Here is a 24,101-nt window from a genome sequence, read left to right as displayed (position 1 = left end):
AATATTTGTACTTTTGCAACCCCTTTATTGGGGATGGAATGTTTAATTAAAATAAATTATTGTGAACAATTTAAGCTACAAGACAATTTCAGCTAACAAAGCCACCGTACAAAAAGAGTGGATTGTTGTAGATGCTGAAGGGCACAACTTGGGCCGTCTTGCTTCTAAAGTGGCTATGATCCTTAGAGGTAAGTACAAACCAAGCTACACCCCGCACGTGGACTGTGGAGATAATGTAATTATTATCAACGCAGAAAAAATCAACCTTACCGGTAACAAGTTGGATGACAAAACTTACATCCGCCACACAGGTTACCCAGGAGGACAAAGAATCCTTTCTGCTAAAGTACTTCAGGCAAAAAATCCTGCAGCGTTAGTAGAAAAAGCGGTAAAAGGAATGCTTCCAAAAAACAAATTGGGTGCTCAACTTTTCCGTAACCTAAATGTAAATGTAGGTTCTGAGCACAAAATGGAAGCTCAAAAACCTAAAACCGTTAACTTAAACGATCTAAAGTAATGGCTACAATTCACAAAATCGGCAGAAGAAAAACTGCAGTAGCCCGTGTTTATGTAACAGAAGGAACTGGAAACATCACGGTAAACAAAAAAGAATTTACAACTTACTTCCCAACCGCAACATTGCAGTACAAAGTTTTACAACCGCTTTCAATGACTGAAAACGCTGAAAACTTTGACGTAAAAGTAAATGTTTATGGTGGAGGTACAACCGGACAAGCAGAAGCAGTTCGTATGGCGTTAGCACGCGTAATGTGTGAAGTAAATACCGAGAACAGAGCTATCTTGAAACCAGAAGGATTATTAACAAGAGATCCAAGAATGGTAGAGCGTAAAAAATTCGGACAGAAAAAAGCGCGTAAAAGATTCCAATTCTCTAAACGTTAATATTTATTCACTATTTATAAAAACTAAGTTTTTGTTGCAAGCCTGCTGAGGCAGGAAGTAGTTTAGCATCTAAATGAAACCAGGATTGAAAGATTAAAAGATTGAATAATTAAAAAATTACCAACTGAAATTTTTAAATCATTAAAATCCATAAAGGGACATTGCTAATTCAACAGAACGTAAACTATTATTAAAATGGCAAACAAAGTAGAAGTTAAAGACTTACTGGAAGCAGGTGTTCACTTTGGACACATGACCAGAAAATGGGATCCAAATATGGCTCCTTACATTTATATGGAACGTAATGGAATTCACATTATCAATCTATATAAAACCGCAGCTAAAATCGAAGAAGCAAATGAAGCTTTGAAAAAAATCGCTGCATCAGGTAGAAAAATTTTATTCGTAGCTACCAAAAAACAAGCGAAAGATATCGTGGCTGAAAAAGCAGCTGCAGCTAACATGCCTTACATCACTGAAAGATGGCCTGGCGGTATGTTAACTAACTTCGTTACTATCCGTAAAGCAGTTAAAAAAATGGCTTCTATCGATAGAATGAAAAAAGACGGTACTTTCAACACATTATCTAAAAAAGAACGTTTACAAGTTGATCGTCTTCGTGCAAAATTAGAAAAGAATTTAGGTTCTATCGCTGATATGTCAAGACTTCCAGCGGCATTGTTCATTGTAGATATTAAAGCTGAACACATCGCGGTTAAAGAAGCTCAAAAATTAAACATTCCAGTTTTTGCAATGGTGGATACAAACTCAGACCCACGTGAGGTTGATTATGTAATCCCAGCAAATGATGATGCTTCTAAATCAATCGAAAAAATCCTTTCTTTAGTAACAGCTGCTGTAACCGAAGGCCTTTCTGACAGAAACACAAATTCTGAAAAAGAAACTGAACAACCAGCAGAAGAAGTAAAAGCAGCACAAACAGAAGCAGCTCCTACTTCAACCGAAGAATAAATCAAATTTTAAATTCCAAATTTTGAATTCCAAATTCCAAAATCAGATTTTTAACCATCTGATAACGTTGGAATTTGGGATTTGAAGATTGGAATTTTTACTTTTAACATTAAAAACAAAAAAAATATTATGGCAACAATTACTGCTGCAGACGTAAATAAATTAAGAACACTTACAGGTGCCGGAATGATGGACTGTAAAAAAGCTTTAGTAGAAGCTGACGGAGATTTTGAATTGGCTATCGAAAACCTACGTAAAAAAGGTCAAAAAGTAGCAGCAAACAGATCTGACAGAGAATCTACCGAAGGTGCTGCAATTGCTGTTGTAAATGCAGATAAAACACAAGGTGTTGTAATTACATTAAACTGCGAAACTGACTTCGTAGGTAAAAACGAAGGCTTCGTAAAATTAGCCACAGACCTAGCAAACCTTGCTTTAAACTACAACTCAAAAGACGAATTTTTAGCAGCTGATTTTAACGGAATCACTGTATCTGAAAAATTAATCGAGCAAACTGGTGTAATCGGAGAAAAAATCGAAATCGGTACTTTCGAAAAATTAGAAGGTGCTTTCGTAGGATCTTACATCCACGCTGGTAACAAAATCGCCACTTTAGTAGCGCTTTCTGCTAACGTAAACGGTGCTGAAGAAGCTGCGAGAAATGTAGCCATGCAAGCTGCTGCCATGAACCCAATCGCACTTAACGAAGAAGGTGTTGACAGCGCAATCATCGAAAAAGAAATCGAAATCGCTAAAGATCAATTGCGTCAAGAAGGAAAACCAGAAGCCATGTTAGACAATATCGCTAAAGGAAAAATCCAACGTTTCTACAAAGACAATACTTTGGTAAACCAAGATTATATCAAAGACGGACAAATGAACGTAGCAGGCTACGTAAAATCTGTTGACGCTAATCTTACCGTAACAGGCTTCAAAAGAGCAGCACTTGGATAATCGTCCAACAACTCATATTAAATCGCCTCGCATTTATTGCGGGGCTTTTTTTTTGGATTTTTTAGAGCAACACAACAGGCATTTTTTTAATCGTAATTCCCGCTTTCCGCTACAATCTTTATCCATTACCTTCGGGTTTCACCCAAGGTAATCAATAAAGGATATCCGCTGCAATCGGGGCTACTGGAAAACTTCAGGCATTTTTTGAAAATTCGCCTACAAAAAATAATGAAAATCTCTACCAAAATAATTAAATTTCACAAAACCTTTCAGACAAAACAAAAAAAGCCGTTTCAATCAAAACTGAAACGACTTATCTTATTTACCAGGCTTGATCAACAACGCCCCAGCATATTTTCGTTTAATTTCTTGCAAATGGCGTTCCGCTTCAATTTTGGTTTTAAAATTCCCAATCCACACTTTATAAACCGGCGTGTAAAACACAATCGTACCATCCATCTTTAAATCCTTTTTTACTTCATTCAAAGTTTTTTTGGCTGTCTCGCTATCACCACTAAAAACCTGAATTTTATAACGCTCATTTACCGTCAACGAAGCATTGATTTTTCGCTTTTCGGTAAGCATTTGCTCAAATTTTGGATTCTGGATAACCTTAATGTTTTGCTCTTGAGCAAAAACTGAACCCATCAATAAAAGACAAGTTCCGATAAAAAAATAAAGTTTTTTTGGCTTTAAAATTCTCATAATGAAGTTAGTTTTAAACAAAGGTACTACATATTAATTATACACAATTTAAAAATATTATTTAGAATTGATATAAATTGAATATTAAGACTTCTTTAGGGTTTTGAGAATAGTTTCTAAGTCGTATTTTTGTGCGAAGTTTTAAAAGGGGTATTATGTTTTAACTGTATTGAATACAAAAAAAACCGTACCAAATTAGTCGATAATCATTATAAAATATGAAAAAGGTGGGTCACCATAATTCGATTTCGAAGATTCTCTTATTAAGTTTAGCTTTTTTGCTAACATTTTCCGTTTCATCTATTGCTCAAGAAGCTGCTGCAACACCAGCTCCTGAAGCCGCACAAGCTGCAGCTCCAGCCGAAGGTGCTGCCGGTGATGCTGCTGCAGGAAAAGCATTATTTAATGCCAATTGTGCTGCATGCCATAAGCTTGACGCAAAAATGACAGGACCTGCTTTACGCGGAGTTACAGAACGTCGTGACCGTGATTGGTTACACAAATGGATCAAAGACAGTCAGGCTTTGATTAAATCTGGAGATGCAGAAGCTGTAAAAATTTTCGAAGAGTATAATAAATCTGTGATGACTGCTTTCCCGCAACTGTCTGATGCAGATATTGACAACATTTTAGCTTATACTGCTGAACCAAAAGCCGAAGCTCCAAAACCCGAAATAGGTGGTGCAACTACTGGTGGGACATCGCAAGACGGTCTTTCTAACAATATAATTTTAGGAGCTCTTGTGGTTGTAATGGCAATGCTAGTAGTAATGTTGTTTTTGGTAAACAATGTTCTTGGAAAAATTGCTCGTGCTAACGGAATCGAACCAGTTAAAAAAGAACCAACTACTCCAATCTGGATTGCTTTTGCTAAAAATCAATTTTTAGTATTGGTAACAGCCATTTTACTTATGTTGGCTTCAGGATACTTTATTTACGGATATTTGATGCAAGTAGGTGTTGACCAAGGTTACCAACCCATTCAACCCATTCATTATTCGCATAAAATTCACGCTGGTGATAACGCTATCGACTGTAAATATTGCCACTCTTCGGCTCGTGTTAGTAAAAATGCAGGAATTCCGTCGTTAAACGTTTGTATGAATTGTCATAAAAACATTTCGGAAGTAGCAGAATCTACCGCGACACCAGAACACAGCAAAGCATTCTACGATGGAGAAATCCAAAAATTGTACGATGCTGTAGGTTGGGACAAAGCAGCTCAAAAATACACCGGAAAAACCCAACCAGTTAAATGGGTTAGGATTCACAATCTTCCAGACTTTGTTTACTTCAACCACTCTCAACACGTTTCAGTAGCAGGAGTTGAATGTCAAACATGTCACGGTCCAGTAGAAACTTACGAGTTCATGGAACAATTTTCTCCATTAACAATGGGATGGTGTATTGATTGTCACCGCAAAACTGATGTTAAGATGGAGGGTAACGCTTACTATGAAAAAATTCACGCAGAACTTGCTAAAAAATATGGCAAGTCTAAACTTACAGCTGCTGAAATGGGTGGTTTAGAATGCGGTAAGTGTCACTATTAATCAATTATTAAAGAAGCAAATATTTATATACATGTCATCAAACAAAAAATACTGGCAAAGTGTTGAAGAACTAAAAGATAATAGTTCTATTGTTGAGACGCTCAGAAACAACGAATTCGCGGAACCAATTCCTGTAGAACAGTTTTTAGGAGATAAAGAAGCATTATCAGCATCATCAACATCACGACGTGATTTCTTGAAATATGTAGGATTCAGTACTGCTGCTGCATCATTAGCTGCTTGCGAAGGTCCAGTTATTAAATCAATTCCGTACGTAGTACAACCGGAAGAAATTATTCCGGGAGTAGCAGATTATTATGCAACTACAATCGCAGATGGATTTGATTTTGCAAATATCCTAATCAAAACCAGAGAAGGTCGTCCGATTAAAGTTGAAAATAACACCACTGAAGGCGCTAAAGTTGCTGCCAATGCAAGAGTTCATGCTTCAGTACTTTCTTTATATGATAGCGGTAGATTAAAAGCCCCTAAAATTGCTAAAAAAGCTGCTTCTTGGACGGATGTTGACACTCAAGTAAAAGCTAGCCTTGCAGAAGCAAAAGCATCCAGCAAACAAGTTGTGCTATTAACAGGTACTATGGCAAGCCCATCAACTGATAAGTTAATTGCAGAATTTATTGCCAAAAACCCAACAGCCAAACATATTATTTATGATGCGGTTTCAGAAACCAATGCGTTAGATGCTTTCCAAATGGCTTATGGAGAAAGAGCTTTAGCCGATTACGATTTTTCAAAATCTGAAGTGATTGTATCAGTTGGAGCAGATTTTTTAGGAGATTGGCAAGGTGGCGGTTTCGATTCTGGTTACGCAAAAGGTCGTGTGCCTCGTAATGGAAAAATGTCGAAACACATCCAAATTGAAGCGAATATGTCAATGTCTGGAGCCAATGCAGACAAACGTATCCCTTTAACTATTACAGATCAAAAACAAGCTTTAGTAAAAATATACAATGCCGTCACCGGAAATTCTGTGGGCACTCAAAAAGTAGCTCGTGAAGAAGAAGTGATGAAAGCCGCTCAACAATTAAAATCTGCTGGATCAAAAGGGGTTTTAGTAAGTGGTTTAGATGATATCAATGCACAGTTATTGGTTTTTGCCATTAACAATGCCTTACAATCGGAAGCATTTAATCCTGCTGGTGCAAGATTGACCCGTAAAGGTGATGCTAAAGCAGTTGCACAATTATTGCAAGACATGAAAGCGGGCAATGTACACACTCTTATAATGAGTGGCGTGAATCCGGTTTACACTCTAGCCGCATCAAAAGATTTTACTGAAGGACTTAAAAAAGTAAAAACTTCTGTTGCTTTTTCTTTAAGAGAAGATGAAACGGCTTCGCAAACAACTATTGCTTTGCCTGCTCAACACTATTTAGAATCTTGGGGAGATGTTACAATTTCTAAAGGAAATTACAGCATCATGCAACCAACTATCAGACCATTGTTTGACAGCCGTCAATTTCAGGATGCATTGTTAGTTTGGAATGAAAATCCAACCTCATATTACGATTACTTAAAAGCATTCGGAACTTCGCAAGTTTCGGGAATTACTTGGAATAAATTAGTGCACGATGGTGTTTCATCAACACCTGTAACTAGTTCTGGCAGCGGAAGTGCTGATTTTGCAGGAGCTGCTTCAACTTTGGCGCAAGCCAAAAAACAAGGAGATTTTGAATTAGTACTTTATACCAAAACTGGCATGGGAGACGGACAGCAAGCCAACAATCCATGGTTGCAAGAGTTTCCTGATCCAATTACCCGTGTTTCGTGGGACAACTACGTTACCGTTTCCAAAGCAGACGCTGAAAGATTAAATCTTGAAAATTATAATGTAGCTAACGGAGGTTTAAATGGTAGCTATGTTAATATTGAAGTTGCCGGTACAAAACTAGAAAACGTTCCGGTAATTATCCAACCAGGTCAAGCGGTTGGAACGATTGGGGTTGCTTTAGGTTACGGCCGAAAAGAATCTTTAAAAGAAGAAATGCAAGTTGGGGTTAACGCTTATACTTTGTATGTTAATGCTAATGCAAACCAAACTGCAAAAATTACCAAAACAGGTGGCGAACACGAATTTGCTTGTGTACAATTGCAAAAAACTTTAATGGGTCGTGGCGATATTATTAAAGAAACTACTTTAGACACTTTCAACAAAGAAGATGCTTCTGTATGGAATGTAGCACCAATGGTTTCATTAGACCACAATCCTGTAAAAGCAAACACTGTAGATCTTTGGGAATCTTTTGACAGAAGTGCCGGTCATCATTTTAAATTATCAATTGACTTAAATTCATGTACAGGTTGTGGCGCTTGCGTTATTGCTTGTCACGCAGAAAATAACGTTCCAGTTGTTGGAAAAGCAGAAGTAAGAAGAAGCCGTGATATGCATTGGTTACGTATTGACAGGTATTATTCTTCTGAAGAAACTTTTGAAAAAGACAACGAGAAAAAAGAAGGATTTGAAGGATTATTTGGAGACAAAGGTTCTTTGGGTGGATTTGGAGAAATGGAAGATCCGTCAGACAATCCACAAGTAGCTTTCCAACCAGTAATGTGTCAGCACTGTAACCATGCTCCATGTGAAACAGTTTGCCCGGTTGCGGCAACTTCACACGGCCGTCAGGGACAAAACCATATGGCTTATAACCGTTGTGTTGGAACAAGATATTGCGCAAACAACTGTCCTTATAAAGTACGTCGTTTCAACTGGTTCTTATACAACAAAAACGAAGAATTTGATTTCCACATGAATGATGATTTAGGCCGAATGGTATTAAATCCGGACGTTGTAGTTCGTTCACGTGGGGTGATGGAGAAATGTTCAATGTGTATTCAAATGACACAAAAAACAATTCTTGATGCAAAACGCGATGGCAGAGCTGTTAAAGATGGTGAATTCCAAACAGCTTGTTCAGCAGCTTGTACTTCTGGATCCATGATTTTTGGAGACGTTAACGACAAATCAAGTGAAATTGCAAAATTGGAACAAGATCCAAGAATGTACCATTTGTTAGAGCATGTTGGCACAAAACCGAATGTATTCTACCACGTAAAAGTTAGAAATACCTAAATAATTAATTAATAAGAAACAATATAAAGGATTATGTCGTCTCACTACGAAGCACCCATTAGAAAACCTTTAGTTATAGGTGATAAAACTTATCACGATGTAACAGTAGATGTTGCTGCTCCTGTTGAAGGAAGAGCCAACAAACAATGGTGGATTGTCTTTTCAATCTCACTAGTTGCTTTTCTTTGGGGATTAGGTTGTATCATTTACACTGTCTCTACCGGTATCGGAACTTGGGGACTAAATAAAACTGTTGGTTGGGCTTGGGATATCACGAACTTCGTTTGGTGGGTTGGTATCGGTCACGCCGGAACGTTAATTTCAGCCGTATTGTTATTATTCCGTCAAAAATGGAGAATGGCAATTAACCGTTCAGCTGAAGCGATGACTATTTTCTCGGTAGTTCAGGCAGGTTTATTCCCGATTATTCACATGGGTCGTCCATGGTTAGGATACTGGGTTTTACCTATCCCGAATCAATTTGGTTCTCTTTGGGTAAACTTTAACTCACCATTACTTTGGGACGTATTTGCAATTTCTACGTATTTATCCGTATCATTAGTATTCTGGTGGACTGGTTTATTACCCGATTTTGCAATGTTACGTGATAGAGCTGTAACCCCGTTTACTAAAAGAGTTTATTCCATTTTAAGTTTCGGTTGGAGTGGAAGAGCAAAAGACTGGCAACGTTTTGAAGAAGTATCATTGGTTTTGGCAGGTTTGGCAACACCACTTGTACTTTCGGTTCACACGATTGTATCCTTTGACTTCGCAACTTCAGTTATTCCAGGATGGCATACGACCATCTTCCCTCCTTACTTCGTTGCTGGAGCAGTTTTCTCAGGATTTGCTATGGTAAATACGCTTTTGATTATCATGAGAAAGGTTTCAAACTTAGAAGCATACATTACGATTCAGCATATCGAATTGATGAACATTGTGATCATGATTACAGGATCAATCGTAGGGGTTGCGTATATCACAGAACTTTTCGTAGCATGGTATTCTGGAGTAGAATATGAGCAATATGCTTTCTTAAACAGAGCAACAGGACCTTATGCTTGGGCATATTGGGCAATGATGACCTGTAATGTATTCTCTCCACAATTTATGTGGTTCAAAAAATTAAGAACAAGTATTATGTTCTCGTTCGTAATCTCGATTGTGGTAAACATCGGAATGTGGTTTGAGCGATTTGTAATTATCGTAACCTCACTTCACAGAGATTACCTTCCATCATCTTGGACAATGTTCTCTCCTACTTTTGTTGATATTGGTATTTACATCGGAACAATAGGATTCTTCTTCGTGTTATTCCTTCTTTATGCAAGATCTTTCCCTGTGATTGCACAAGCAGAGGTTAAAACAATTTTGAAATCTTCAGGAGAAAATTACAAACGAGAAAGAGAAAACAACCATTCACATTCACACCATGAGTAATAAAGTTATACACGCAATTTATAATGACGATGACGTGCTTATGGATGCCGTTAAAAAAACACGTGCAGCTCATCATCATATCGAAGACGTTTTTACACCATTCCCGGTTCACGGTTTAGATAAAGCTATGGGTATTGCACCTACGCGATTAGCAATTTGTGCTTTTCTATATGGATTAGTAGGTTTATCAGTTGCAACTACAATGATGAACTATATCATGATTTCGGATTGGCCACAAGACATCGGAGGAAAACCAAGTTTTAGCTACATCCAAAATATGCCGGCTTTTGTACCTGTAATGTTTGAGATGACCGTATTTTTTGCAGCTCACTTAATGGTTATCACTTTTTACATGAGAAGTAGATTATGGCCATTCAAACAAGCTGAAAACCCGGATGTAAGAACTACAGATGATCATTTCTTGATGGAAGTTTCCGTTCACGGAGATGAAAATGAAATGGTTTCGTTTTTTCAAAATACCGGAGCAGTAGAAGTTAAAGTAATAGAAAAGCATTAATAAGGAATATGAAAGGTTTATATAAAATAACACTTTTAGTAGGGATTGCGGTTGCTGCTGTTTCTTGCCAAAATAAGAAAAAGCCAAACTACCAATATTTTCCAAACATGTACGAATCAGTGGGTTATGAAACTTATTCAGAATCTGCTGCTTTTAAAGGAGGAAAAGAAGGACAATTGCCTGCACAAGGATCTATTCCAAGAGGATTTGAGCCTTACGAATACCCAAATACAACCGAAGGTTACGAAGCGGCAAAAGCCAGCCTACAATCTCCATTAGATTCTATTCAAAGAAATAGCGATAAAGGAGCACAACTTTACGGAATTTACTGTGCTATTTGCCACGGTGAAAAAGGAGACGGTAAAGGAAATCTTGTAAAAAGAGAAAAATTCCTTGGAGTACCAAGTTATGCCGATAGAGTAATCACTGAAGGTAGTGTTTTCCACGTTGAAACTTATGGTTTAAACGCAATGGGATCTCACGCTAACCAATTATCTCAAGAAGAGCGTTGGATGGTTGCGGCCTACGTGATGAAACTTAAAAGTGAATTATAAATTGTAGAACAAACTGATCTTAATAGATATGTACACATTTTCCAGCAAATTAAAAACGTTTTCGTTTATCCTGATGGTCTTAGGAATTCTTGGGATAGGATACGGTTTTTTAACTGCACCAAAAGATATTGCGGAAGTTGAACAAATTCTGAAAAAAGAAGCTGAAGCACATCACGGACACGGTGATGCTCATCACGCAGATGCACACGCTTCAACAACTTCAGAAAAAGCTCATGCACACGCAGAAGCTACTCACGACACTACAAATGCACCTCACGCAGAACCTACTGCTGAAGCGCATGCCGTTGCAGAAGCCCATACAGATTCAGTTGTTCACGTTAGCGATTCTGCAACAGTTGCAGAAAAAGAACACGAAACTCACGCTGTTACAGCAGCTGCACATCACCATGATGCTGCTGGTCATGATGATCACGCTTCACATGAAAAACATTTAGAGCACGTTTTGCACCAATTACAAAATAAACCATGGGCTGCTGTTTACGTTGCCGGCTTATTTTTTATGTTGATTTCACTTGGAGTTTTAGCTTTTTACGCTATTCAACAAGTGGCACAAGCAGGATGGTCTCCGGTTTTATTCCGTGTGATGCAAGGCATAACAGCTTATTTACCAGTAGGTTCGATTATTGTATTTATTTTATTGGCATTGGGAGCTTTCCATGTTCACCATTTATTTGTCTGGATGGATCACGAGTTGTTAGACCCAACAAGCCCAAAATATGACAAATTGATTGCAAATAAATCAGGATATTTAAACGAATGGTTCTGGTTAATCAGAGCAGCTGTTTTCATCATCGGATGGAACTTGTATCGTTATTTCTCAAGAAAAAATTGTTTGGCACAAGACGAAGCTTCAGACAATGCGTTCTATAAAAAGAATTTCAAAATTTCAGCTGGATTTTTAGTATTTTTCATTGTAACTGAGTCAATCATGTCTTGGGACTGGATTATGTCCGTTGATCCACACTGGTTCAGTACATTATTCGCTTGGTATGTATTTGCAAGTTTCTTTGTAAGTGGAATTACTGTTATCGCAATGGTAACGCTGTACCTAAAATCCCGAGGTTATTTAGAATATGTAAATACTAGCCACATTCACGATTTGGCAAAATTCATGTTCGGTATTTCAGTTTTCTGGACTTACCTTTGGTTTTCACAATTTATGCTAATCTGGTATGCAGATATTCCGGAAGAGGTAACTTACTTCATTACCAGAATTGAGCAATACAACTTGCCTTTCTTCGGAATGGTAGCCATGAACTTCTTATTCCCTGTTTTAATTTTAATCAATACAGATTTCAAACGCTTAACTTGGATTGTAGTAATGGCGGGAATTGTAATCCTTTGTGGTCACTACTTAGATTTCTACAACATGATTATGCCAGCAACCGTTGGAGACCGGTGGTTTATTGGTATCGCAGAAATCGGCTCAATTTTATTCTTCTTAGGATTGTTTATCTTAGTAATTTTCACGGCTCTTACAAAATCGCCATTGGTTCCTAAAAACAACCCATTCATTGAAGAAAGTAAACATTTTCATTATTAATATTTAAAGGTAAAAACAGATGACAAGTTTGTTGGTAATTGTAGTTTTAGTTTTATTGGCTGTCGCAGTTTGGCAGTTGACTAAAATTTTCGACTTAACTCAAGTTGGAGGTTTGCGCGACAATTCGCAAATCGCTAATGATAAAGATAATAATGTTAATGGTTATTTAATGTTCGGATTCTTAGTGTTCATTTACATCACAATGATTTATTGTGTTGCCAAATTCGGACACCTTCCGTTAATGAGCAATCCAGCTTCTGAACATGGAACTGATGTAGATAACCTCATGTGGATTTCAATGATTTTAATTTTCATTGTACAAATCATTACACAAGCATTACTACACTATTTTTCTTTCAAATACAGAGGAAAACAAGGGCAAAAAGCTTTATATTTTGCTGATAATGACAAATTAGAATTTATCTGGACCATTATTCCAGTAATCGTTTTAGCAGGTTTAATTCTATATGGATTATACGCTTGGACGAACATTATGTTTGTGGATGAAGACGAAGATGTAATTGTAGTAGAGCTTTACGCAAAACAATTCTCGTGGGAAGCAAGATATTCTGGTGAAGACAACGTTCTTGGAAAAGCAAACGTTCGTTACATCAAAGGAGTAAATACTACAGGTGTTGACGTAACGGATCCAAATGCGCAAGACGATCGTGTTACAAACGAGTTACATTTGCCGAAAGGTAAAAAAATCTTATTCAAAATGCGTTCGCAAGATGTATTGCACTCTGCTTACATGCCGCATTTCCGTGCACAAATGAACTGTGTTCCAGGTATGGTGACGCAATTTGCCTTCACTCCTACTAAAACAACTTCCGAAATGCGCCAACATCCGGATATTGTAGAAAAAGTAGCACATATTAACGAATTAAGAGCGAAAAAAAGCCAAGAATTAATCGCTAAAGGTGAAACGGCTTTAGATCCTTATACGTTTGATTTCTTGTTGCTATGTAATAAAATTTGTGGCGCTTCACACTACAATATGCAAATGAAAATTGTAGTGGAAGACGAGAAAGATTTTAATGCTTGGATGAAAGAACAACCAACTTTAGTATCTGCTGTGAAAGCAGAAAATGCTCCGGAAGAAACTGAAGTTGTAGGTCCTACTGCTCCAATTAAAGATTCAGCTCATGCAGCAACTGGAGTACCAACCATCCCAACGGCACGTTAATTAGTAGTATTTAAATAAAATTTAAACCAGAATATATGTCAGCAGTAGCTCACGATATGGATCACGCACACGATCACGAACACGAACACCACCACAAAGATACTTTTATCACAAAGTACATCTTTAGCTTGGATCACAAAATGATCGCCAAACAATACCTAATTACAGGTATCATCATGGGAATCATTGGTGTGGGAATGTCATTGCTTTTCAGAATGCAGTTGGCTTGGCCGGAAGAATCTTTCGGTGTTTTCAAGTTTTTCCTTGGTGATAAAATGGCTCCTGATGGTGTCATGAAAAACGACGCATACCTTGCATTAGTTACCATTCACGGAACCATCATGGTTTTCTTCGTATTAACGGCAGGATTAAGTGGAACTTTTAGTAACTTATTAATTCCATTACAAATTGGAGCTCGAGATATGGCTTCTGGTTTCATGAACATGATCTCTTATTGGTTATTCTTCCTTTCGAGTGTCATCATGGTAATTTCTTTATTTGTAGAATCAGGTCCGGCATCTGCAGGATGGACAATTTATCCGCCACTTTCCGCATTGCCTCAAGCCATTCCAGGTTCTGGAGCAGGTATGACACTTTGGTTAGTTTCCATGGCAATATTCATCGCTTCATCATTAATGGGATCACTTAATTACGTAGTTACCGTAATCAATTTAAGAACTAAAGGAATGTCGATGACAAGAATGCCTTTAACCATCTGGGCATTTTTCATCACAGCAGTAATTGGTATCGTATCATTCCCTGTATTGCTTTCAGCTGCGTTATTATTAATTTTTGATAGAAGTTTCGGAACATCGTTTTACCTTTCAGACATTTATATTGCAGGAGAAGTATTACATTACCAAGGTGGTTCACCAGTATTATTCGAACACCTATTCTGGTTCTTAGGTCACCCTGAAGTGTACATCGTATTATTACCAGCTTTAGGAATCACATCAGAAATTATCGCAACCAACGCTCGTAAACCAATTTTCGGTTATCGTGCCATGATTGCTTCAATCCTTGCTATCGCATTTTTATCAACCATCGTTTGGGGTCACCACATGTTCATCTCAGGAATGAACCCATTCCTTGGTTCGGTATTTACCTTTACAACACTATTAATTGCAATTCCATCTGCAGTAAAAGCCTTCAACTACATCACCACGTTGTGGAAAGGAAACCTGCAAATGAACCCTGCAATGTTATTCTCCATCGGATTGGTTTCTACCTTCATCACTGGAGGTTTAACCGGAATCATTTTGGGAGACAGTACACTCGACATTAACGTTCACGACACTTATTTCGTAGTCGCTCACTTCCACTTAGTAATGGGTATCTCGGCACTCTACGGAATGTTTGCCGGAATCTACCATTGGTTCCCTAAAATGTTCGGAAGAATGTTAAACAAAAATCTAGGATACATCCACTTTTGGGTAACAGCAATCTGTGCTTACGGCGTATTTTTCCCAATGCACTTCATCGGAATGGCAGGATTACCACGTCGTTACTACACCAACACCGCATTCCCGTTGTTCGACGATTTACAAAACGTAAACGTATTGATCACCATGTTTGCCTTAATTGGTGGCGCTTTCCAATTGGTTTTCCTTTGGAACTTTTTCCACAGCATTTTCTTTGGAGCAAAAGCAACCCAAAATCCTTGGAAATCTAACACATTAGAGTGGACTACACCAGTAGAACACATCCACGGAAACTGGCCAGGAGAAATCCCAGAAGTACACCGTTGGCCTTACGACTACAGCAAACCAGGCTTCGAAGAAGATTTCGTGCCACAAACAGTTCCAATGCGCGAAGGCGAAGAAGAACTTCACCACTCATAAAACACAAAACCCGGTTCCACAAGAATCGGGTTTTTTTTGGCTATATCATAAGTCGTATATCAACAATCATAATTTTTTTTTTAAGACCAATACATCAGGCATTTTAATAATCCATGTTCCCGCTATCCGCACTATCTTTTGCTCCGCTACGCTACACAAAAGGATAGTTGCTGCTATCGGGGGTAAGAGAATACTTGAGGCTTCCGACAGCTTCGGGATTAAACTTTAGGAAATCACAAATGCCACAAATCCTTCCCGATTTTTTTCTTTCCCCAAGCCACAACTTTCACTCCGGGCGAATAACCACATAAATTCGGTTTTGAGCCAAACAACTTTTCAAAACGTGGATAATGCAATTCTAAATTTTCAATAACCGCTTCTTTCAATGGCCATTCTTGGTGGTGAATTTCATATTCATTAATATAATTTCCGGCATCTTGAAACAAGGCATATCTTTCCGTTAGCCAAATATCCAAAGGTGTTTTTTCAACCGTTTCCCCTACTTTAAATTTTATGTCCAAACGATCTTTGAACACCTTATTGCTCGACCGATAATATTCCATCGTCCGTTCAATTTTCGAAAACCGATACGGTAACTCCGAAATAAATTTGGCAACCCTACACGAAATGTCCTTCCCGCCTTCCATACTCAAAAAATAAACACCCGTTTTGTTTTTTCTTTTCACATACGTTCGGATATTGATTTCAAAAAAATTAGAAACCGCCCCAAAAGCCGGCAAAAACCGCGGCCGAATTTCCTCCATCGCAAACGCCACCACTGAAACCCAGGCTTTTCCTTCAAATAAATCAATTTCTAATTCCTTCGGAACAAATTTTTGCAACGCTTCCAATTCCACTTCCCAATGCAAAAAAATAGCGTCATTCCATTCCTGATAAAAACGCCAAGGCGACTGCGGTATTTCCCAAGGTCTGTGATCGGATTGTTGTAAAATTTGCTTTATTTTCATAAAATTAAAACTTTAAAATTTTTCCAGCTTTTGACAAAAAATCAAAAAAACACCTAAATAAAGATAACAATCATTCCCAAAAATTCCTATCTTTCTGTCATCAACCAACAAAAGAAACTATGGCAGATAAATTTCCCGAAACGCAATTACTTCAAAACGAAGAAAAAAAACGATTTGAATTAAAAATGGACAACCACATCTCGTTTATCGAATACATTGTCAACAACGAAAATATTATGTTCCTCACCCATACCGAAGTTCCCACAGAATTAGAAGGCAAAGGCGTTGGTAGCAGCTTGGTGGTTAAAACACTCGAATTTTTAAAAGAAAATAATTACAAATTAGCACCACTTTGTCCATTTGTCGCCGCTTATGTAAAACGCCATCCGGAATGGAAATCTATATTAGCGAACGGGTACAACATCGGTTAAAAAAACACCCAAGTTTCCTTATCTTTGCCAAATGAATGCCAATTTAGATCCCACAAACGAAGGTTACAATCCGGAAGAATTAGACCTTGAAAAAAAGTTGAGACCGCTCTCCTTTGACGATTTTACAGGTCAAGCCCAAGTACTCGAAAATCTTCAGGTTTTTGTGCAAGCCGCCAATTATCGAAACGAAGCTCTCGATCACACCCTTTTTCACGGACCTCCTGGATTGGGAAAAACGACTTTGGCCAATATTTTAGCAAACGAATTAGGGGTTGGCATCAAAATTACCAGCGGTCCGGTTTTAGACAAACCCGGAGATTTAGCAGGATTGCTCACCAATCTCGACGAACGCGATGTGCTTTTCATTGACGAAATTCACCGTTTGAGTCCCATTGTTGAGGAATACTTGTATTCTGCCATGGAAGATTTTAAAATCGACATCATGATAGAATCCGGACCAAACGCCAGAACCGTACAAATCAACCTCAACCCATTCACCTTAGTTGGCGCGACCACACGTTCGGGATTGTTAACGGCTCCAATGCGAGCCCGTTTCGGAATCCAAAGTCGCCTGCAATATTACACTACCGAATTGTTGACCACCATCGTTCAGCGAAGCTCCGAAATTTTAAAAATGCCCATCACTATGGAAGCCGCAATTGAAATTGCGGGTCGAAGCCGCGGAACACCAAGGATTGCCAACGCGCTTTTACGTCGCGTACGGGATTTTGCCCAAATCAAAGGAAACGGAAAAATCGACATCGAAATCGCCAAATTTTCACTTCGTGCGCTTCACGTAGATGCTCACGGACTCGACGAAATGGACAATAAAATTCTCAACACCATCATCGACAAATTCAAAGGTGGTCCCGTTGGGCTTTCCACATTAGCAACCGCCGTTTCCGAAAGTGGCGAAACCATCGAAGAAGTTTATGAGCCGTTTTTAATTCAAGAAGGTTTTATTATCAGAACACCTCGGGGCCGAGAAGTCACCGAAAAGGCATACAAGCACCTTGGAAAAATAAAAGGTTTCAACCAAGGAGAACTTTTTTGATTTAAGATTTTTTAGAAGCTAATCCTGCTTTTCGCTACAAGTCCTCGTTTTAAAAATTAATTTTGCAAGCCACAAAAGGAGCTTCTCCCGAAGTGTCGGGAGTCGCTCTTTTGCAGCAGCAAAAAATAAAATTTTTAAAACTCCGGGCTTTCCGCTGCAATCAGGGCTAGGGCAAACTGCAAGAAAAGACGCATGATAGAGAGCAAGACAAAAAATACGAGTTTCATCAAATCCGAAGCCAAACGGCTTGGGTTTATTTCCTGTGGCATTTCCAAAGCCGGATTTTTAGAAGAAGAAGCGCCACGATTGGAAAATTGGCTCAAGCAAAATCACCACGGCGAAATGTCGTATATGGAAAATCATTTTGACAAACGCCTCGACCCGACTCTTTTATTGGAAGATTCTAAAAGCGTGATTTCGTTGCTGTTAAATTATTTCCCGCACGAACAGCAAAATCCAGATTCGTACAAAATTTCAAAATACGCTTACGGACAAGATTATCATTACGTCATCAAAGAAAAATTAAAAGAGTTACTTTATTCCATTCAGGAAAATATCGGCGATGTTTCCGGTCGTGCCTTTGTAGATTCGGCTCCTGTTTTAGACAAAGCTTGGGCTGCCAAAAGCGGTTTGGGTTGGATAGGAAAAAATGCTAATTTGTTGAGCAAACAAGTAGGTTCTTTTTTTTTTATTGCCGAACTCATCGTTGATCTAGACCTCGAATACGACAATCCCACAACGGATCATTGCGGTTCTTGCACCAAATGTATCGATGCTTGTCCCACACAAGCCATCGTCTCGCCTTACGTGGTGGACGGCAGCAAGTGCATTTCGTATTTTACCATCGAATTGAAAGAAAATATTCCGCAAGAGGTAAAAGGACAATTTGACGATTGGATGTTTGGTTGCGATGTTTGCCAAGATGTTTGTCCGTGGAATCGTTTCTCAAAACCGCACAATGAACCTTTGTTGCAACCCAACGAAAATCTTTTGAAATACTCCAAAAAAGATTGGGAAGAAATCACCGAAGAAACTTTTCGGGCTGTTTTTAAAAATTCTGCTGTAAAAAGAACCAAATTTGCCGGATTGCAACGGAATATCAATTTTTTAAAATAACCTTCACAAAAATGCCTTCGTTACAAAGGAATGTTTCCGTGTTTCCTTTTCGGCGGCACCACTTTTTTGTTTTCTAATATACTAAAAGCTTTAATCAATTTGCGTCGTGTGTCTTTTGGCAAAATCACTTCGTCTATAAAACCGCGTTCGGCAGCACGATAAGGGTTGGCAAATTTATCGGCATATTGGGCTTCTTTTTCCAATAATTTCGCTTGCGGATTTTCGGCTTGGGCAATTTCTTTTTTGAAAATAATTTCACTGGCACCTTTGGCACCCATCACTGCAATTTCGGCGGTTGGCCACGCAAAATTCATATCGGCACCAATATGTTTGGAATTCATTACATCATAAGCACCACCGTACGCTTTTCTGGTAATTACTGTGACTCTCGGAACCGTTGCTTCACTTAAAGCATACAACAATTTCGCACCGTGAACAATGATGCCGTTCCATTCCTGATCGGTTCCCGGAAGAAATCCCGGAACATCGACCAACACTAACAACGGAATATTGAAGCAATCACAAAATCTTGTAAAACGCGCCGCTTTCACGGAACTATTCACATCCAAAACTCCGGCCAAATACAAAGGCTGATTGGCAATAATGCCAATGCTTCGACCGCCCAAACGGGCAAAACCTACAATGATATTTTCGGCAAATTCTTTGTGGATTTCGTAAAACGAATCTTCATCAATAATCCCTTTAATCACGTCGTGCATATCATAAGGTTTACTGGCATTTTCAGGAATAACATTGGACAGTTGTTCTCGAATTTCATCGCCAAAATCAAATGGCAAATGAGGCGCTTTTTCAGTATTATTTTGTGGCAGATAACTTAATAAATGTTTTAAATCTTCCAGACATTCCACATCGTTTGTAGAAGTGATATGCGCCACTCCTGATTTAGACGAATGCGTATGAGCTCCTCCTAATTCTTCCGAAGTAACGGTTTCGTTGGTCACCGTTTTCACCACATTTGGTCCTGTAACAAACATATAACTGCTGTGTTCGACCATCATGGTAAAATCTGTCATCGCTGGCGAATAAACCGCGCCACCGGCACAAGGCCCCATAATGGCAGAAATTTGCGGAATCACACCGGACGCTTGCACATTTCTATAAAAAATATCGGCATAACCACCCAAAGATCGCACGCCTTCTTGAATTCTCGCACCACCAGAATCGTTTAAACCAATCATCGGAGTTCCGGTTTTAAGCGCCATGTCCATCACTTTACAAATTTTTTCGGCATGGGTTTCCGAAAGCGCTCCTCCAAACACGGTGAAGTCTTGGGCGAAGATGTAAACCGCTCGACCATTTATGGTTCCGTACCCCGTGATGACACCATCGCCATAGTATTTTTCCTTTTCCATTCCGAAGTCAGTTGTTCGGTGTGTGACCAACATTCCGATTTCTTCAAATGAACCATCGTCTAGTAAATATTCTACCCGCTCACGGGCTGAGAGTTTCTTTTTGTCATGTTGTTTGGCCAATCGATTGGTTCCACCAGCTTGATGAGCCAACGCAATTTTATCTTCTAAAACTTTAATTTTATCTTTCATGAGTATTTGGCAAACGTAATTGTTGTTGGTCTTTTACATATTGTTGTAAGGCGATGAATGCTGCAATTTGTGCTTCATTGTCCTGCTCTTTTTTCAGTTCATTTGCATTATAATGTAATTTCACAAAATGTGTATCAAAATTCCCTGACTGAAAGGCTTCGTGCTCCATGACAAATTTCCCGAAAGGAAGTGTTGTTTGTACTCCTCGCACTTTGTAATTGTTGATTGCATGTGTCATTAATGCAATGGCTTCTTCCCTATTTTTACCGTACGTGATTAGCTTGGAAAGCATTGGATCATAATGAATTGGAACCTCCATTCCCTCGCGGAAACCATCGTCCACTCTAATTCTTTCGCCTTTTGGCGGTTGGTAGTTTTCTAATTTTCCCACACTTGGAAGAAAATCATCCAGCGGATCTTCGGCATACACCCGTAATTCTATCGCATGACCTTTTATTTTTAAATCTTCTTGGCCGAATGGTAATTTTTCGCCTCGAGCAATTTTAATCTGCAGTTCCACCAAATCTAAACCTGTGATAAGTTCGGTTACCGGATGTTCCACTTGCAAACGGGTGTTCATTTCCAAAAAGTAGAAATTGAGTTTTTCATCCAACAAAAATTCTACAGTTCCGGCTCCTAAATAATTACATGAACGCGCCACTTTTACAGCAGCTTCTCCCATTTGTTTTCTGATTTCGGGCGTTAAGACGGAAGAAGGTGCCTCTTCCACCACTTTTTGATGTCGTCTTTGAATGCTACATTCCCGTTCGAACAGATGCACAATATTGCCATGACCGTCGGCCATTACTTGAATTTCGATGTGTCGTGGAGAGGCAACGTATTTTTCAATAAAAACCGAACCGTCTCCAAAAGCAGATATGGCTTCGCTGATGGCACGGTTCATTTGCGACTCGAGGTTTTCAGCTTTTTCCACAATTCTCATGCCTTTTCCACCGCCTCCAGCAGAAGCTTTGATGAGGATGGGATAGCCAATTTCTGTTGCAATTTCTTTGGCTTTTTCCACATCTTCAATGGCTTCGTCTATACCTGGAACCATTGGAATATTATATTTTTTTACAGCTTCCTTGGCTGCTAATTTGCTTCCCATCACCCGAATAGCGTGTGGCTTTGGTCCGATGAAAATTAATCCTGATTGTGTAACTTTTTCCGCGAAAGCTGCATTTTCACTTAAGAATCCATATCCTGGATGAATGGCCTCGGCATTGGCAGTTTGCGCTACTTTAATAATTTTTTCGCCGACCAAATACGATTGGCTCGAGAGCGATTCTCCAATATGGAAGGCTTCGTCGGCAAAATGTACATGAGGTGCGTTCCTATCAGCATCCGAATATACTGCCACGGTTTTAATGCCCATTTTGCGAGCCGTTTTCATAATTCGAAGTGCAATTTCACCTCGATTGGCGATGACTATTTTTTTCATACAGCTATTCAAATTCAATTAATAATTGGCCTTTTTCTACTGCATCTCCTATCTTTACCGCAATAGATTTAATAATTCCTGCACGTGGAGAATGGAAGCTGTTTTCCATTTTCATCGCCTCAAGGATTAGCAAAGGCTCGTTTAACCCCACTTCCTGCCCTACTCGAACAGCAATTTCCAATATCATTCCTGGCATTGGTGCGTTGATGGAATTGATTTCTTTTTTACCGCCTAGGGTGAATCCCATTTGCGCAATGAGTTGATCAAGTGGACTGTGCAACGCCACTTCATATTGGTTTGCGTTTACTTCTACTGTATAGGATTTGCTAGAATAATTAGCTTTGGTGATTTGAATTGAGTAGTTTTTATAATCCTTGATAACGTGAAATCGATTATTTCCAAGATCGTTTAAAACAATAGTTTCCTGTTCTAAATCTATACTGGTAAATTCGCGATTATTTACTATAACATTAAAATTTGACTTCATATTTTTAGGCTTATGAACGTAAATATACCAAAATTTAATGAACTAAGTGAGATGATTTTTCATAAGAAGTTTTTTGGCTTTTTTGCCTAATGTCTTCAGCTTTTTTATTATTGTCTTGTAAAATCTTTTGATTATTTTTGATAAGTTAGACAATCTTAAATCATAATTGTTTCTAACGAACTTAACTTAACTGATAAAAATGGCGATACCAATTATCAATTCATTAGCAAGTTGGATTTTAAAAAAAAGAATCCATCAAATAGAATTGTTTTTAAAATACCCGAACGAAGTTCAAGAAGAATTGTTACTAAGCTTAATTAAATCAGCCGAAAATACTTTTGTTGGTAAAAATTACGGCTTTTCGTCAATAAAATCTTACAATGAATTTAGCAATCGCGTTCCCATTTCTACCTATGAAGATTTGGAACCCATGATTGAAAGAACCCGTTTAGGCGAACAAAATGTTTTTTGGCATACGCCAATTAAATGGTTTGCCAAATCTAGCGGCACGACAAATGCGAAGAGTAAATTTATTCCGGTTAGTAGCGAAGCTTTGGAAAATTGCCATTACAAAGCCAGTAAAGATTTGCTGAGTTTGTATTTGAACAACAACGAAGAATCCCAACTTTTTACTGGAAAAAGTTTACGTCTCGGCGGAAGCAAACAATTGTATGAAGACAACAATACTTTTTTTGGAGACCTTTCGGCAATATTGATTGACAATATGCCAATTTGGGCAGAATTTAGTTCTACGCCAAGCAACAAAGTTTCGTTGATGAGTGAATGGGAAACTAAAATTCCGGCGATTATTAAAGAAACGATTCAGGAAAATGTGACGAGTTTTGCAGGCGTTCCATCGTGGATGTTGGTTTTGATGAACAAAACTTTAGAAGCCACCGGAAAAGAAAATTTGTTGGAAATTTGGCCTAATCTCGAAGTTTATTTTCACGGAGGCGTGAGTTTTGAGCCCTATCGCACTCAATATAACAAAATTATTCCGAGCAAAGATTTTCAGTATTATGAAATTTACAATGCTTCCGAAGGATTTTTTGCCATTCAGGATTTGAATGATTCCAGCGATTTGCTGCTGATGTTAGACTACGGCATTTTTTACGAATTTATTCCGATGGACACCTTTGGAACTCCGGAACAAAAAATCGTGCGACTTTCCGAAGTGGAAATCAATAAAAATTATGCGGTCGTGATCACGACAAATGCTGGTTTGTGGCGTTACATGATTGGTGATACCGTAAGATTTACTTCGTTGAATCCGTTTAGAATTCGCGTAAGCGGCAGAACCAAACACCATATTAATGTTTTTGGCGAAGAATTAATGGTGGAAAATACCGATCGTGCGATTGCCAAAACCTGCAAAACCTTGAATTGTGAGGTGATGGATTACACCGTTGCCCCGGTTTTTATGGAAGGAAAAGAAAAAGGCGCTCACGAATGGATGATTGAGTTTAAGCACGATCCGGAAGATATTGAAGCATTTCGGGAATTATTAGACAAAAATTTGCAAGCTTTAAATTCGGATTATGAAGCGAAAAGACACAACAACATGACCCTTAACTTGTTGGTTTTAAATGTTTCCCGAAAAAATTTATTTTACGACTGGCTTAAGGAAAATGACAAATTAGGCGGACAACACAAAATTCCGAGATTGTCTAACCAAAGAAGTTATTTAGAAGAACTGAAAGCCATGCAATATTCGGCAACATTGTAGCGTTATGGTTGTAAATTTTTAAAAATGAACAAATTA

General features: G+C 38.5%; 21 protein-coding genes. 16 read left to right on the top strand and 5 right to left on the bottom strand.

All coding sequences use genetic code 11. From position 1 onward, the window contains the following. Positions 1-61 precede the first annotated feature (61 nt). From rplM to tsf, 4 genes are all read left to right on the top strand, one after another. A complete protein-coding gene (rplM, locus tag GV828_RS06250; RefSeq protein ID WP_166536628.1) occupies positions 62-517 on the top strand; it encodes a 50S ribosomal protein L13 in 456 nt (151 codons plus the stop codon). Further along, on the top strand, positions 517-903 hold the full coding sequence (gene rpsI / locus GV828_RS06245) for a 30S ribosomal protein S9 (protein ID WP_166536627.1): 387 nt from the start codon (positions 517-519) through the stop codon (positions 901-903). Before rplM ends, rpsI begins: the two co-directional genes overlap by 1 nt. A 195-nt stretch (positions 904-1,098) precedes the next feature. Beyond that, positions 1,099-1,875 (top strand): 30S ribosomal protein S2, encoded by a 777-nt coding sequence (gene rpsB, locus GV828_RS06240; protein WP_166536626.1) that lies wholly within the window; start codon positions 1,099-1,101, stop codon positions 1,873-1,875. A gap of 129 nt (positions 1,876-2,004) precedes the next feature. Next, positions 2,005-2,829 carry a translation elongation factor Ts gene (gene tsf / locus GV828_RS06235; RefSeq protein WP_166536625.1) on the top strand — a complete coding sequence of 275 codons (825 nt, stop codon included), beginning with the start codon at positions 2,005-2,007 and terminating at the stop codon, positions 2,827-2,829. A gap of 318 nt (positions 2,830-3,147) precedes the next feature. On the opposite strand, the gene GV828_RS06230 is transcribed toward tsf, so the two are convergent. Beyond that, a complete protein-coding gene (locus tag GV828_RS06230; protein WP_166536624.1) occupies positions 3,148-3,534 on the bottom strand; it encodes an SPOR domain-containing protein in 387 nt (128 codons plus the stop codon). Positions 3,535-3,752: 218 nt separating this feature from the next. Here GV828_RS06230 and GV828_RS06225 point away from each other — a divergent pair, with 218 nt between their 5' ends. The 8 genes from GV828_RS06225 to GV828_RS06190 are packed head-to-tail and all read left to right on the top strand — an operon-like array spanning position 3,753 to position 15,280. Next, positions 3,753-5,087: a c-type cytochrome gene (locus GV828_RS06225; RefSeq protein ID WP_166536623.1), complete on the top strand. Its 1,335-nt coding sequence runs from the start codon at positions 3,753-3,755 to the stop codon at positions 5,085-5,087. A gap of 31 nt (positions 5,088-5,118) precedes the next feature. Further along, on the top strand, positions 5,119-8,178 hold the full coding sequence (locus tag GV828_RS06220) for a TAT-variant-translocated molybdopterin oxidoreductase (RefSeq protein WP_166536622.1): 3,060 nt from the start codon (positions 5,119-5,121) through the stop codon (positions 8,176-8,178). A gap of 33 nt (positions 8,179-8,211) precedes the next feature. Then, positions 8,212-9,618: an NrfD/PsrC family molybdoenzyme membrane anchor subunit gene (gene nrfD / locus GV828_RS06215; RefSeq protein ID WP_166536621.1), complete on the top strand. Its 1,407-nt coding sequence runs from the start codon at positions 8,212-8,214 to the stop codon at positions 9,616-9,618. Continuing rightward, positions 9,611-10,135, top strand: a complete 525-nt coding sequence (locus GV828_RS06210; protein ID WP_166536620.1) for a DUF3341 domain-containing protein — start codon at positions 9,611-9,613, stop codon at positions 10,133-10,135. The genes nrfD and GV828_RS06210 overlap by 8 nt, the downstream gene beginning before the upstream one ends. Positions 10,136-10,143: 8 nt before the next feature. Beyond that, a complete protein-coding gene (locus GV828_RS06205; protein WP_166536619.1) occupies positions 10,144-10,689 on the top strand; it encodes a c-type cytochrome in 546 nt (181 codons plus the stop codon). 28 nt (positions 10,690-10,717) lie between these two features. Continuing rightward, positions 10,718-12,253, top strand: coding sequence for a quinol:cytochrome C oxidoreductase (locus GV828_RS06200; RefSeq protein ID WP_166536618.1), 1,536 nt, complete (start codon positions 10,718-10,720; stop codon positions 12,251-12,253). A 19-nt stretch (positions 12,254-12,272) separates the two neighbouring features. Continuing rightward, on the top strand, positions 12,273-13,439 hold the full coding sequence (locus tag GV828_RS06195) for a cytochrome c oxidase subunit II (RefSeq protein WP_166536617.1): 1,167 nt from the start codon (positions 12,273-12,275) through the stop codon (positions 13,437-13,439). Positions 13,440-13,474: 35 nt separating this feature from the next. Beyond that, positions 13,475-15,280: a cytochrome c oxidase subunit I gene (locus tag GV828_RS06190; RefSeq protein ID WP_166536616.1), complete on the top strand. Its 1,806-nt coding sequence runs from the start codon at positions 13,475-13,477 to the stop codon at positions 15,278-15,280. 233 nt (positions 15,281-15,513) lie between these two features. Here the strand turns inward: GV828_RS06190 and GV828_RS06185 are convergent, their stop codons facing one another. Beyond that, the gene (locus GV828_RS06185; protein WP_166536615.1) at positions 15,514-16,248 is read right to left on the bottom strand and encodes a YqjF family protein; all 735 of its coding nucleotides are present in this window, start codon (positions 16,246-16,248) and stop codon (positions 15,514-15,516) included. Positions 16,249-16,367: 119 nt separating this feature from the next. Here GV828_RS06185 and GV828_RS06180 point away from each other — a divergent pair, with 119 nt between their 5' ends. The 3 genes from GV828_RS06180 to queG all read left to right on the top strand — a co-directional run bounded on the left by GV828_RS06180 (position 16,368) and on the right by queG (position 18,849). Then, positions 16,368-16,679 carry a GNAT family N-acetyltransferase gene (locus tag GV828_RS06180; protein ID WP_166536614.1) on the top strand — a complete coding sequence of 104 codons (312 nt, stop codon included), beginning with the start codon at positions 16,368-16,370 and terminating at the stop codon, positions 16,677-16,679. A 31-nt stretch (positions 16,680-16,710) separates the two neighbouring features. Next, complete coding sequence (ruvB, locus tag GV828_RS06175) at positions 16,711-17,733, top strand: Holliday junction branch migration DNA helicase RuvB (RefSeq protein ID WP_166536613.1); 1,023 nt, start codon at positions 16,711-16,713, stop codon at positions 17,731-17,733. Positions 17,734-17,925: 192 nt separating this feature from the next. Continuing rightward, positions 17,926-18,849: a tRNA epoxyqueuosine(34) reductase QueG gene (gene queG, locus GV828_RS06170; RefSeq protein WP_166536612.1), complete on the top strand. Its 924-nt coding sequence runs from the start codon at positions 17,926-17,928 to the stop codon at positions 18,847-18,849. 20 nt (positions 18,850-18,869) lie between these two features. Here queG and GV828_RS06165 read toward each other — a convergent pair whose 3' ends face one another. The 3 genes from GV828_RS06165 to GV828_RS06155 are packed head-to-tail and all read right to left on the bottom strand — an operon-like array spanning position 18,870 to position 22,339. Next, positions 18,870-20,411 (bottom strand): acyl-CoA carboxylase subunit beta, encoded by a 1,542-nt coding sequence (locus GV828_RS06165; protein WP_166536611.1) that lies wholly within the window; start codon positions 20,409-20,411, stop codon positions 18,870-18,872. Further along, positions 20,401-21,852 carry an acetyl-CoA carboxylase biotin carboxylase subunit gene (gene accC / locus GV828_RS06160; RefSeq protein ID WP_166536610.1) on the bottom strand — a complete coding sequence of 484 codons (1,452 nt, stop codon included), beginning with the start codon at positions 21,850-21,852 and terminating at the stop codon, positions 20,401-20,403. The genes GV828_RS06165 and accC overlap by 11 nt, the downstream gene beginning before the upstream one ends. A 4-nt stretch (positions 21,853-21,856) precedes the next feature. After that, entirely contained in the window at positions 21,857-22,339 is a 483-nt protein-coding gene (locus GV828_RS06155) for an acetyl-CoA carboxylase biotin carboxyl carrier protein subunit (RefSeq protein ID WP_166536609.1), read from the bottom strand. 199 nt (positions 22,340-22,538) lie between these two features. Between GV828_RS06155 and GV828_RS06150 the strand changes: the two genes are divergently transcribed. After that, entirely contained in the window at positions 22,539-24,065 is a 1,527-nt protein-coding gene (locus GV828_RS06150; protein ID WP_166536608.1) for a GH3 auxin-responsive promoter family protein, read from the top strand. Positions 24,066-24,101 lie beyond the last annotated feature (36 nt).

Source organism: Flavobacterium ichthyis (genome assembly GCF_009915155.1).
Classification (GTDB): domain Bacteria; phylum Bacteroidota; class Bacteroidia; order Flavobacteriales; family Flavobacteriaceae; genus Flavobacterium; species Flavobacterium ichthyis.
Note: the sequence above shows the minus strand (reverse complement) of the source record. Positions and strands in the feature narration are given on the sequence as shown.

Bases quoted from the DNA above. Each gene is read 5' to 3' on its own strand.
- rpsI (WP_166536627.1), top strand. From the start codon at position 517: ATGGCTACAATTCACAAAATCGGCAGAAGAAAAACTGCAGTAGCCCGT.
- rpsB (WP_166536626.1), top strand. From the start codon at position 1,099: ATGGCAAACAAAGTAGAAGTTAAAGACTTACTGGAAGCAGGTGTTCAC.
- tsf (WP_166536625.1), top strand. From the start codon at position 2,005: ATGGCAACAATTACTGCTGCAGACGTAAATAAATTAAGAACACTTACA.
- GV828_RS06230 (WP_166536624.1), bottom strand. From the start codon at position 3,534: ATGAGAATTTTAAAGCCAAAAAAACTTTATTTTTTTATCGGAACTTGT.
- GV828_RS06225 (WP_166536623.1), top strand. From the start codon at position 3,753: ATGAAAAAGGTGGGTCACCATAATTCGATTTCGAAGATTCTCTTATTA.
- GV828_RS06220 (WP_166536622.1), top strand. From the start codon at position 5,119: ATGTCATCAAACAAAAAATACTGGCAAAGTGTTGAAGAACTAAAAGAT.
- nrfD (WP_166536621.1), top strand. From the start codon at position 8,212: ATGTCGTCTCACTACGAAGCACCCATTAGAAAACCTTTAGTTATAGGT.
- GV828_RS06210 (WP_166536620.1), top strand. From the start codon at position 9,611: ATGAGTAATAAAGTTATACACGCAATTTATAATGACGATGACGTGCTT.
- GV828_RS06205 (WP_166536619.1), top strand. From the start codon at position 10,144: ATGAAAGGTTTATATAAAATAACACTTTTAGTAGGGATTGCGGTTGCT.
- GV828_RS06200 (WP_166536618.1), top strand. From the start codon at position 10,718: ATGTACACATTTTCCAGCAAATTAAAAACGTTTTCGTTTATCCTGATG.
- GV828_RS06195 (WP_166536617.1), top strand. From the start codon at position 12,273: ATGACAAGTTTGTTGGTAATTGTAGTTTTAGTTTTATTGGCTGTCGCA.
- GV828_RS06190 (WP_166536616.1), top strand. From the start codon at position 13,475: ATGTCAGCAGTAGCTCACGATATGGATCACGCACACGATCACGAACAC.
- GV828_RS06185 (WP_166536615.1), bottom strand. From the start codon at position 16,248: ATGAAAATAAAGCAAATTTTACAACAATCCGATCACAGACCTTGGGAA.
- GV828_RS06180 (WP_166536614.1), top strand. From the start codon at position 16,368: ATGGCAGATAAATTTCCCGAAACGCAATTACTTCAAAACGAAGAAAAA.
- ruvB (WP_166536613.1), top strand. From the start codon at position 16,711: ATGAATGCCAATTTAGATCCCACAAACGAAGGTTACAATCCGGAAGAA.
- queG (WP_166536612.1), top strand. From the start codon at position 17,926: ATGATAGAGAGCAAGACAAAAAATACGAGTTTCATCAAATCCGAAGCC.
- GV828_RS06165 (WP_166536611.1), bottom strand. From the start codon at position 20,411: ATGAAAGATAAAATTAAAGTTTTAGAAGATAAAATTGCGTTGGCTCAT.
- accC (WP_166536610.1), bottom strand. From the start codon at position 21,852: ATGAAAAAAATAGTCATCGCCAATCGAGGTGAAATTGCACTTCGAATT.
- GV828_RS06155 (WP_166536609.1), bottom strand. From the start codon at position 22,339: ATGAAGTCAAATTTTAATGTTATAGTAAATAATCGCGAATTTACCAGT.
- GV828_RS06150 (WP_166536608.1), top strand. From the start codon at position 22,539: ATGGCGATACCAATTATCAATTCATTAGCAAGTTGGATTTTAAAAAAA.